Raw genomic sequence first — 10468 nt, 5'->3', positions numbered from 1 at the left:
GACAACCTCGTTGAGGGGGTCGAACATGCGCGTGTCCTGCATGAATGGTGGCGGGTTCGGTATAATACCGAGCATCCACACTCGTCGCTGGGCTACTTGCCCCCGAGTCGGTACGCGGCCCTTGTTCGGGCCGAGCATGAATCATCCGTAGCGATGGCTTAAGTCGCCCGGGCCGAAAAACTAGGTCACTCCAACAGAACATCGTCCCGACGGGTCCCTCCCACGTTGACTAAAGAGGAAGTTGCCGTGCCACGAAGTAGGAAATGCAACGCCGCATACCGGCGGCAACCGGTGTTTCTTGCAACTCGTGTGACAACAGCATCCCAGGTGCAGTGTTACCGCAGCCGCCTCGCTCACATCTTCGGCGTCGACGATGACGAGGTGCGCGTCTGGCAGGGAGGAACCCTGTGCACCTTCTACATCGCCCCTGTCGTCGCCCCCATGGGCGCAGACTGGTTCTATGCGACCGACACCCGCGTAGCAATCACGGCGCATACCATCTTCGACGGCAACTGCCTCAACAAAAACAATGCCGCAGGCATTCTGCGCTACAACCGAGTGGTCGGGAACTCTTCCACGGAGCTCGATAATGCTCACGGCCCTGTCAGCTACCTGTTCCACAAGAAGCCTGAGGAAATCGTCTACGCAGTCAACGACCCCTTCGGCATGGGCAGCCTGTATATCTCCTCAGATGTGGATAACCCGATCATTTCCTCCAGCGTGGAAGCCATCGCAGTTCTCCAGGAGGGGGAGACAACAACAAACGGTGACTACTGGGACACCTACTTTGTGGGCGGTAGCGGTGCCGGCGACACCGTTGCCTTCGGCAACGTCACAAAAGTACCCCCCGGGTGCCGGGTCACCCTCACACCCGTACTGTTCAAGATTCTGCCGATGCGCGACTATCGCGACCAGGTGATCGGCCGCGAAGAGCAAGAACCCAACATCGACGCCGTCATTGAAGACGTCGTCGGATTCTTGGAACAAAACCGCTCGGACTTGTCCGGTTCAAGCCTGTTCGGGCTCACCGGTGGGAAAGATTCTCGCTTCGTGGTCGCCGCCGCACTCACTGCGGGCATCGACTTCGAGGTTTTCACCCGCGTGCCTCCGCAGTTAGAAGCAGACATCGCCCAAGAGCTGCTGAGCAAACTGCCCAAACCGCTGCCCCATGCGGTCATTCCTCAAGGCGACGTCGAGGAATCTCCCTTCTATCGTGGTGTTCCGAACATGCCCAATACACCGATCCTTGAGCGTGCCGAGGCTTGGTACCGCTATACCGGCGGTGACTGCTGGTCCACGCCCACCCGGTTCAGCCTTCCCCAGCCGCAGACGGAGAGGCCCGAAATCATCCATGTTTGCGGCCTTGGTGGCGGTCTCGACACCCAAAACTTCACGACCGCTGCTGAACGCGAATCCGGTGACTGGCAGCAGGCGGTACGCCGCCAGATCAAGTTCCGCGAGCACGGCCGGTCCTACCTCCCCTGGGACGTGCGCAAGAATGGGGCCGCAGCGTACAAAGAACATCTGCTTGACGGTTTTGTTCGCGGATTCAACGGCTTCCAGGCGCTGAACCTTACGTGGGTGATGACCCGCTACCGTCGCGGCGCGGTCCTGCCTGACGTGGACACGATGGCACCGAAGGCTTCTACCGCACTGTTCCGTGAAGCTTTTCACGCCCCACCCGTCGGCGCCAACAAACCCGCTGAGGCAGTCATGGGGCGAGCTACGCAGAAGATGGTGCCCGAATGGGCCGACGTTCCCTACTATCAGCAAGTAGCCGCCACCAGGCCCGCAAACGAAGTCAACAAGGTCACCATCCAACCGACCTACTGGGAAGTCAACCGCGATGACTTCTTCAGCAGCGTTGAGCAATCCCTGGCAGCGGCCGCTGCTGCCCCAGCGGGCTCTGCGGTGTGGGGACAACAACCGCCAACCATGGCCGATGTTGAGCAACTCATCACCGATCTACCTGGTGGCAGGGCGATGCTCAACTACACCTTTGAGTTTCTATTCTGGCAGTACGCATGTCTTAAGCTGGTTTCAGATATCAACGCGGTGAAGTCGGCCCACCCCTTGCGCACCTCCACCACATGACTACACCCCACCTTTACCCGAAAGGCTTCTCAGAAATGTCTGGCGAAACTTCCGTGATTACCCCTGCCGACGTCTGTGTCGTAGGCCTTGGATACATTGGTCTGCCGACCGCTGCCTTTTTCGCCAACGCCGGGCTAAGAGTTATCGGTGTTGACGTCAACGCTGCAGCTGTTGACTCTGTCAACAAAGGCACGGTTCCGTTCCACGAGCCGAACTTTGCGGAATTCCTCGCGGCCGCGGTCGAATCTGGCCGCCTAACCGCTCAGACCACCACCCCCTCCGCGGACGTCTACATCTTGGCGGTGCCGACTCCGTTCCGTGGTGACTACGAGGCGGACCTGTCCTATATTGATGCCGCATCGCGTAGCCTCGCACCGCTGCTGCGGGGCAATGAGCTCATCGTCCTCGAGTCGACGTCTCCGCCAAAGACAACTGAGCACGTCGCCGAGGTCATCTTCGAAGCCCGCCCGGATCTTCGTGATGCAAACTCCGTGATGTTCGCGCACTGCCCCGAGCGGGTGCTCCCCGGCAAGATCATGGAGGAAATGCGCAATAACGCCCGCGTTGTTGGCGGACTGACCCCGGAGGCGACGACCCGCGCGGCGAAGCTCTACGCGAACTTCTGCGAAGGGGAAATTCTCCAGACCGACGCCACCACAGCGGAGCTCGCGAAGCTGACTGAGAACTCTTTCCGAGACGTCAATATCGCCTTCGCCAACGAACTGTCGATGATTAGCGAAGAACTCGGCGTTGATGTGTGGGAGCTCATCGAACTAGCCAACCACCACCCGCGTGTGAACATCCTCCAGCCCGGCCCCGGCGTGGGTGGGCACTGCATTGCTGTGGATCCCTGGTTCATTGTGGCCTCTGCTCCGCAGACCGCACGTCTCATCCGCACCGCTCGCGAAGTCAACAACAGTAAGCCCGATTTCGTTCTCGACAAGGTGCGCGCGGTGCTGGCGAATAAACCCACCGCGTCAATCGCAGCCTTGGGGCTGAGTTTCAAAGCTGACATCGATGACCTGCGTGAGTCCCCGGCTGTCGATATCGTCGCATCGCTGGCCGACATGGCACCGGAGGCCACCATCCTTGCTGTCGAACCCCACATCTCCGCTCTTCCCAAGCGGCTTGACCTGGCTAATGTGAAACTTACGGACCTTAGTGATGCGGTGCAGCGCGCCGACGTTGTTCTCCTCCTCGTCGACCACGCCGAATTCAAAAGCCTGACCCTCGGCCAGCTGGCGCACGCCACTATCGTCGACACGAAAGGCCTGTGGCGGGCATGAACCCGCGTGCACTGCTTTACCGCAAAACTACCGTCGTTGCAGTAGACGCGGCTGTTACCCTTGCCGTAGCCCTGCTGCTGGTCGCCAGTGGGCTGCGTTTCAGCGCCATCGCGGTGCTTGTCGGCGTCGCTGCCATTATTTTCCATTGGCAGGTTTTGAGTGAGCAGCAACGTTCGAGTGCTGCCAGAGAGCGCTTCGAACGCTTCGCGGTGGCACGTTTGAATTATCTCGACCAACTGGGGCAGATGCCCCGCAAGCTTGAATCCGTGATCCTTGAGCAACAGCGCCAGGGAGAAAAACTCGATAACGGCATCGTCGGAGTAGCAACCAACGTCCCCACGGGCCCTGCTCCTTCCCACGACCCGGCTGCACTCAGTGCCACAGCCAGCAAGAGTGGTCACCGCCCGTTTGCCCCCGGTCGCCACGCCGCAGACGCTGGGCACGGCACCGATGAGATTGCTGCTCTGCAGCACTGGTTGGTGCAGGAAACGGGTCCCCAAAAGATCGCTGTCCTCGCCGGATCCGCTTTGGCCAACTTGGCTGAGGAAGCAGGTACCGGCCCAGGAATCGAAGTCCAAGAGATCACCCCCTACACCCCGATCACGAATCTAGACCCGGGTACCAGCTTCATCCTCATCGATGACACTGCGCTCGTCAAGGATCCTTGGATGGTGATCACGGACGCAACCGGAACACGACAGCTGAGGGACCTGTGCGTCCTTGTGGACAAGGCTGCACAGCGGGGAATCGCCACCGCGATCATCGGCCCCTTGCGCGCAGGCCACCACATCGGTGCACTCCGTGAGGCGGCGGCGATCATTTACGACGGGCACACGGACCACGCTAAATTCGGCGAAGCGGTCCCCAGTATTGTTGCTCGCGCCTGGGCTCTCCATACGCCGGCGCACGCCCCGCTCCCCGATGCGGGCAACCAAGCATTGCAGTAGTGCAGCACCCGCACCATTGAGGTTCAGTCTGCCTCTCTTCTACCGCCACAAACAGGTCCAGGAACATGCGAATACTTCTCTACGGCGACGTTAATCTCAACATCATCGATGGCTCATCCGTGTGGCTAGTCTCCCTCGCCCACACCTTGGCGCGGGCTGGCATCTCCGTTGAGGTACAGCTCAAAGCCCCCATTGAGAAAATGACGCTCGTTGGTTCCCTCACCGGCGAGAAAGCGATCACCCTCCACGAGCCTGCTGGGGAACAACTCAGCGCCCAAAAAGCTGCAGCCCGGTTGGCCGAGATTGTCGAATCGACTCCCATCGACGCCGTCATCGTGCGCGGCCGACAAGCCTGCCTCGCCGCCGTGGAGAACCCGCACCTGGCCGAAAAACTGTGGGCCTACATCACCGATCTGCCCCACCCGCTGACGAAAGCAACGAGCGTCGACATTGAGCAAGTGCGAAGCGTGGCGCTGAAAGCCCGCCGCATGTTCGCCCAAACTGAAGCCGCCCGGGGCTACCTTGAGGCCCTCGCTCCGGAGGCCGCAGGAAAAACTCTCCTGCTTCCCCCGATGGTCTCTGACGAGTTTTTCACCACCAGCGTCCGAGAGCCGGGGCCCCTCCGCCTGATCTACAGCGGCAAATTTGCCAGGGCATGGCGCACCCTCGAGTTACTGAGTCTTCCCACCGTGCTGAAACAGCGCCACGGTATCGACGCCACCCTAGACGTCCTCGGGTCGAAGTTCCAACACGACCGCGAGCATCCCGGCTGGGCCAAACAAATGGAGGAAGAGCTCAAGCGGGCTGTGGCCGATTCCTCTAGCAACGTCATCTGGCATGGCGGCGTCTCCCGCGAGGAAGCAATGCGTTTCGCCGCGCGCGCAGACATCGGCATTGGGTGGCGCACCATCGACCTCGACGACAGTCTGGAAATCTCCACCAAGGCATTGGAGTACGCGGCCTCCGGCACGCTTCCCATCGTCAATGACACCGCCGACCATCGAAGTCTCTTCGGTGACAACTATCCGGGCTACGTCACCTCCAACGCGACAGTGGAAGACCTTGCCGACACAGTGGCGGCCTTGTGTGGCCCACAACAGCCGAAGCCTAGTGAAAATGGGCCTGCTGGAGCAGTTGAGCCAGACTGGCCCAAGGCCGTGCGTGACGCAGTGAGCTACTTCTCCATGGCCACCGCCGGAGAGCGCCTACGAGGTTACCTTGAGCGCTCAGTCACCATCACCGGTGCCGCGAACAAAACCAAGCTGCTCATCGTCACCCACGATCCCAAGTTCCTCGGGGAGGTCGTCGACTGGTTGCAGGGCCGTGATGATGTGGACCTGCGCTTCGATACGTGGAAAACACTCCACGACCACGACGCGACACAAAGCAAAGAACTCCTCGGCTGGGCCGATACGGTCTTCTGTGAATGGGCGGGCCCTAATCTTGCTTACTATTCCCAGAACAAACGTCCTGGCACCCGTCTCATCACCCGTCTGCACGGATTTGAACTGCGTGGACCCTGGTTGAGCAAAATCAATTTCGACGCCATCGACGAGTGCGTGACGGTCAGTGACTTCTACGCGGAGAAAATCGCCCAGGCTCTCCCAGATCTTCGTGGGCGAATCCACACCATCAGCAATGTCATCGATCCAGCTGACTTCAACCGGCCGAAACTGGGTGACTACGCCCACACCCTCGGCATGGTCGGCATCGTGGGCTATGGAAAGCGCCTCGACCGGGCGCTGGACACCCTCGAGGAACTCCATGCCCACGACCCCAACTACCGACTCATTGTGCGCGGAAGGATGCCGTGGGGATACCCGTGGGAGTGGAAAGATCCGCTGCAGCGCCAGCTGTACTTGGACACCTTTGAGCGAATCCGCCGTAGCCCCTACCTCCGGAACGCAGTCGCTTTCGAACCCTTCGGGGCCGACATGGCCAGCTGGCTCCGCCGCATCGGAATTATCCTCTCCCCAAGCACGCATGAAACCTTCCACCTCGCCTGCGCAGAAGGTATGGCGTCGGGTGCCGTCCCAATCGTCTGGGAGCGCCCCGGATCGGCGGACATCTTCGGCAGTGACGTGATTGTCAATGACGCGCACCAAGCCGCCAAGAATATCCTCGCCCTTGGCACCGGTGCCAAATTCACGCAAGCGGGTCGAGCCGCCAAGGAGCGCGCCCAGCAATGGGACTACCTCGACCACGTCGCAGAGTGGGAATCCGCACTCGGCCTTTAATCGGATCCGCCCCGCGCGACCGGTAAGGGCCCGGGGCGGACCGTTCTATAGGGCGCGAGCAATCTCGTCGCAGAGACGCTCATACACCCTGTGCTCGTAGTGAAAAGGCGCCAGAGCCCACCGGTGCTGACTATCGGCGAAAAGACCCTTCGAGTCCAGTTCAATGACCTTCAGGCCCGTTATCCGTGCTTCGGCCGCATCATAGTAGCGGTCAAAAGCAGCATTCGCCCGCCGCGCCGAGAATCCCATACTCCGAGGAGTAGGCCTAAACCAGCGCGTGCGCGACGCCCACGGAACCTTCAGCAGCACGCGATTATCAAATTGCGCATACGCCAGCTGCTCATCAAAGAAATCGAGCTTGGACTCCCACAGTTCGAAGTGCTCATCCGTCCCGAACTCGATCACACGTGCGCCCGAGGGCTGTTTCGCGGGAGCCGCTGCAACCAAATACTCAATGGACCGCGTCGAGTACGTTCCGTCACGGAAGTCGAAGACCCCAAGGCGCTCATCGCACAGATCCCACAAGAAAAGGTCGACAGGCTGCTCAGCTCCACGCATGGCACGGAAGACACGTCCAGCGCAATCGCTATCCATCATCCGACGTTGGAAAGGACTCGCCGGAGGATTCTCAAGGTGGAGGCGCTCAAAGGGCACGTGGGTGTGCGCAGAAATCAACGACTGCCGCGCAACATAATCAACCAACGACCAATCGCCGAACGGCCGGTTCCTCAACACCTCAAAGGTGTCACGACTGACGCAGGACCCGTATATAAAGACGCCCATCACGAATACACCCGCGCTGCTAGCACCTCAGCCATGAGCTCATCAGCCTCCCTTTGCTTCCCCTGCGCCAGGTGCCAAGCCCATTGGCGGTAGGTTCGCGCGGTGTCGTAGGCGGTCCCATCGGCAATGACCTTGCCCTTGTGGATCCAAATAGCACGCGTGCACATTTCCTCAATCGTCTGGGCGGCGTGGGACACCAAAAACATCGTGCCCGCATCGCGCCGCAGCTCAGCCATCGCCTGCTCAGAACGCGCTTTAAACGCGGCGTCACCCGTCGCCAGGGCCTCGTCAATGAGCAAAATCTCTGGGTGTGCAGCAGTGGCGATCGCAAATCGTAGACGCGAATTCATGCCTGACGAGTATGTCTCCATCGGCAGATACACAGAGTCGCCAATGCCAGACAGCTCAACGACTCCAGGGATCGCGGCTTCGGTCTCCTTCGGGGTCAACCCCATCGCCAAACAACCCAGGCGAACATTCTGCAAGCCCGACAACGCGGGCTCGAGCGCCGCAGACACGCCCAGCAACACCGGTTGGTGGGTGGCGTAGACCTGCCCCGCGGACGGGGTCTCCAAGCCAGCGATCACGCGCAGCAGCGTCGACTTGCCCGAGCCATTCAGTCCAACCAAGCCGACAGCCTCGCCGGAACGAACATCAAAGGATACGTCCCGCAAAGCGCGCACAACGACTTTGCGCTCGCTGCCCACCAGACGTGCCGCCTTGTTGATCGCACGGTCAAGGGTAGTCATCTTGCGATGACTCCGGGGGTTTCCAGTGCTCGGTACCTTGTAGCGGACACGAATCCCGCGAACAGACACGGAGGTATCACCCAAAGGGACCTCAATGCCGGTCACTTTCTCTTCAGCGTTGTTGTCAGCCACGGGCGTATTTCACCTCACGAGACCAGAACAGGACAAAGCCCACAACCAGGGTGCCGGCAGCCCACGCGGACAGGCGAATCCAATCGGACGAAGGTGGCATGGTGTCATACACTAGAACGCTTCGGGCCATGTCCAGGATGATGTAAGCCGGATTCGCCTGCGCAATATCCAGCGCAGTCTTGTTTTCCAAGAGGCGCTCCAGGTCAAAGAAGACACCCGAACCGTAGAACCAGAACCTCGTGATGTACGACAACACTGTCTTCAAGTCCGGCAAGACGTCGGTGATGAACGCAGCAAAGAAGACCAGGCCTAGGTTGAAGAGGAACTGCAACGCCACGATCGGGAGAAGCATCGCCCACATAGTGGTGGGCTTCACCCCCATCGGCACGATAGTGATGGCTACCATAGTCATCAGCATGACGGGGAGCGAATCGTAGAAATCCCTTAAGGAGTGCGACAGGGGGATTGCTGCACGGGGGAAGGCGAACGCGCGCACCACGTTGCGGCGGCTGCGCATCAACCCGGCGCCGCCGTTCAAGGCCTTGGAACTGAAACCGAAGAACGTCACTCCGACCAGCAAGTAGGGCAAGAAATGATCGATGCCGCGTGAGGTCTTCAGCACGAAGCCGAAGATAACCCCGTAGACAGCCGAGTCAAGCAGCGGAGCGAGGATCAGCCATGCCCGCCCCAACAGTGTGTTGCGGTAACCAGAGAACGCCTTCGCGCGGGCTTCCGCATTAATGAAGAAGCGGCGACGCCACAGCTGGTGCAAGTAGGTGGGGATGGGCTGGCGTCGCGTGATCGGGCGAAGCTGCGGCGTAGATGCGCTAGCTACGCTGGTGGCCTCCACGGGGGATCCTTCCTTCCGGCGACAAGCTTAAAAGACAATCTTAGCCCTCCATCCCCAGGGGCCAATTTGAGCAGACTCTCCACAGGGCCAGTCCTCCGGCTCATCGGCCTCAACAACCGACGAATCAGGCGGGGTAAAGTGCGGAAACTGCGGTAGGATGGCCGATTGAGGAGTGGGCTCAGGGCCAGAGCCTCTTCCCTCAATCCGTGCCAACTTGTTACCGCCTATGCAATCGGCAGGTCGGTCGCTGTGGCAACAGAAATTCAAGGAGTACTTTCAGTGTCGCAAAAACTAGACTTCGCCAACCGGCGTGAACCGATCTTTTGCACAGTGCGAAAGCGCGGTGGTGATGAAGTGCAGGTGATCCGGCAGCGCTTCTCCGACTTCTTCAACGTCAAAGAGTCCGCAATCCAGGTATGGGAGTCAGCCTCGTTGGCGACCTTCTTCATTGAGGGCAACCGCTCCGCGCAAGGCAACTCCTGGTACCACGCAGACGCCAGCAGTGTCTCTATCACCGTGCACTCCATCTTCGAGAAGGACATCCTGGACAAGGAGTCTTCAGCAGGGCTGAAAAAGTTCGCCCGTGTCATCAACGCGGACGGGCGGGACGAACTCTACGAGAAGGCCGGCCCTGTCGGATACTTGTTCCACAAGCTCCCGCAGGATGTCGCGTATGCCATCAACGACAGCTTCGGTTTCGGCTCTCTGTACATCCTTGACGATGCCGTGTCCCACACAGCCATCTCCAGCAGCATTGAAGCGCTCGCACTGCTGCAAGACAGCCCGACCGGCCTGTCCGATGAGTACTGGGCGTCCCTGCAAGCCATGGGACACCCGGCAGGCCACAACACCGCATTCGCCGGCATCACCAAAGTCCCGCCGGGACAACTGGTGACCTTGACGGGCAAAATCTTCCGTTTGCGCGAATCCCACTCGGTGGGCAAATTCCTGCTTAGCTGCAAGGGGGAGGAACCCAACTTTGAGTTCGCGATCAAGGCGGCAAAGAAGGCCCTCTCCGACAGTGCCGTTGGGGCGGATCGTCCGCTGTTGATCGGGCTGTCCGGTGGTCGCGACTCTCGCTTCGTGACTGCCGCAGCCTACAGTGCAGGTGTCGACATGAACCTGTTCACCTACGTTCCCCCGGAGCTCGAAGCTGAAGTGTCGCAACAGCTTGTCGAAAAGATCGGACTGTCCGACAAGTTTGAGCTTCACCGCGAAGGGGAAACGAAAAAGGCGGGGGGGTGTTCCTATGTTAAACGCAAATCGGCTGGTAGTCCTTGGTGATACTCATGCCTACCAGCCGGGTCCTCCCTAGCAGGGTGTGTGAGGGCATGCCAAAGCGCCGATCACTGGTCGTTGTTTTCAACGATCCAGTGCCGGCTGACGCGAC

9 protein-coding genes are annotated in these 10468 nt (G+C 59.9%); 6 read left to right on the top strand and 3 right to left on the bottom strand.

Annotated elements, in window-relative coordinates:
• The 5 genes from C1Y63_RS12035 to C1Y63_RS12015 all read left to right on the top strand — a co-directional run.
• Positions 1 to 162, top strand: a 162-nt coding sequence (locus tag C1Y63_RS12035) for an integrase core domain-containing protein (RefSeq protein ID WP_146128962.1), incomplete at its 5' end; no start/stop codon positions are given.
• A gap of 147 nt (positions 163 to 309) precedes the next feature.
• Positions 310 to 2094 (top strand): hypothetical protein, encoded by a 1785-nt coding sequence (locus tag C1Y63_RS12030; RefSeq protein ID WP_146128961.1) that lies wholly within the window; start codon positions 310 to 312, stop codon positions 2092 to 2094.
• A 35-nt stretch (positions 2095 to 2129) separates the two neighbouring features.
• Positions 2130 to 3380 carry a UDP-N-acetyl-D-mannosamine dehydrogenase gene (wecC, locus tag C1Y63_RS12025; protein ID WP_106016694.1) on the top strand — a complete coding sequence of 417 codons (1251 nt, stop codon included), beginning with the start codon at positions 2130 to 2132 and terminating at the stop codon, positions 3378 to 3380.
• Positions 3377 to 4327: a hypothetical protein gene (locus tag C1Y63_RS12020; protein WP_146128960.1), complete on the top strand. Its 951-nt coding sequence runs from the start codon at positions 3377 to 3379 to the stop codon at positions 4325 to 4327. Before wecC ends, C1Y63_RS12020 begins: the two co-directional genes overlap by 4 nt.
• 65 nt (positions 4328 to 4392) lie before the next feature.
• The gene (locus tag C1Y63_RS12015) at positions 4393 to 6564 is read left to right on the top strand and encodes a glycosyltransferase (protein ID WP_106016692.1); all 2172 of its coding nucleotides are present in this window, start codon (positions 4393 to 4395) and stop codon (positions 6562 to 6564) included.
• Between the two features lie 45 nt (positions 6565 to 6609).
• Here C1Y63_RS12015 and C1Y63_RS12010 read toward each other — a convergent pair whose 3' ends face one another.
• The 3 genes from C1Y63_RS12010 to C1Y63_RS12000 all read right to left on the bottom strand — a co-directional run bounded on the left by C1Y63_RS12010 (position 6610) and on the right by C1Y63_RS12000 (position 9078).
• Positions 6610 to 7347 (bottom strand): DUF6270 domain-containing protein, encoded by a 738-nt coding sequence (locus C1Y63_RS12010; RefSeq protein WP_106016691.1) that lies wholly within the window; start codon positions 7345 to 7347, stop codon positions 6610 to 6612.
• On the bottom strand, positions 7347 to 8096 hold the full coding sequence (locus C1Y63_RS12005; protein WP_106016690.1) for an ABC transporter ATP-binding protein: 750 nt from the start codon (positions 8094 to 8096) through the stop codon (positions 7347 to 7349). Before C1Y63_RS12005 ends, C1Y63_RS12010 begins: the two co-directional genes overlap by 1 nt.
• 124 nt (positions 8097 to 8220) lie before the next feature.
• Positions 8221 to 9078, bottom strand: a complete 858-nt coding sequence (locus C1Y63_RS12000) for an ABC transporter permease (protein ID WP_106016689.1) — start codon at positions 9076 to 9078, stop codon at positions 8221 to 8223.
• 279 nt (positions 9079 to 9357) lie between these two features.
• On the opposite strand from C1Y63_RS12000, the gene C1Y63_RS11995 reads away from it, so the two are divergent.
• Complete coding sequence (locus tag C1Y63_RS11995) at positions 9358 to 10362, top strand: hypothetical protein (RefSeq protein ID WP_106016688.1); 1005 nt, start codon at positions 9358 to 9360, stop codon at positions 10360 to 10362.
• The last annotated feature ends 106 nt before the right edge of the window (positions 10363 to 10468 follow it).

This window comes from Corynebacterium sp. 13CS0277 (assembly GCF_002994655.1).
GTDB lineage: Bacteria > Actinomycetota > Actinomycetes > Mycobacteriales > Mycobacteriaceae > Corynebacterium.
The sequence above is the reverse complement of the archived record's forward strand: the minus strand, read 5'-3'. Positions and strand labels throughout refer to the sequence as shown.

What these genes read in the sequence shown, in the direction of transcription:
- wecC (WP_106016694.1), top strand. Translation starts at nt 2,130, where the DNA reads ATGTCTGGCGAAACTTCCGTGATTACCCCTGCCGACGTCTGTGTCGTA.
- C1Y63_RS12020 (WP_146128960.1), top strand. Translation starts at nt 3,377, where the DNA reads ATGAACCCGCGTGCACTGCTTTACCGCAAAACTACCGTCGTTGCAGTA.
- C1Y63_RS12005 (WP_106016690.1), bottom strand. Translation starts at nt 8,096, where the DNA reads ATGACTACCCTTGACCGTGCGATCAACAAGGCGGCACGTCTGGTGGGC.
- C1Y63_RS12015 (WP_106016692.1), top strand. Translation starts at nt 4,393, where the DNA reads ATGCGAATACTTCTCTACGGCGACGTTAATCTCAACATCATCGATGGC.
- C1Y63_RS12010 (WP_106016691.1), bottom strand. Translation starts at nt 7,347, where the DNA reads ATGGGCGTCTTTATATACGGGTCCTGCGTCAGTCGTGACACCTTTGAG.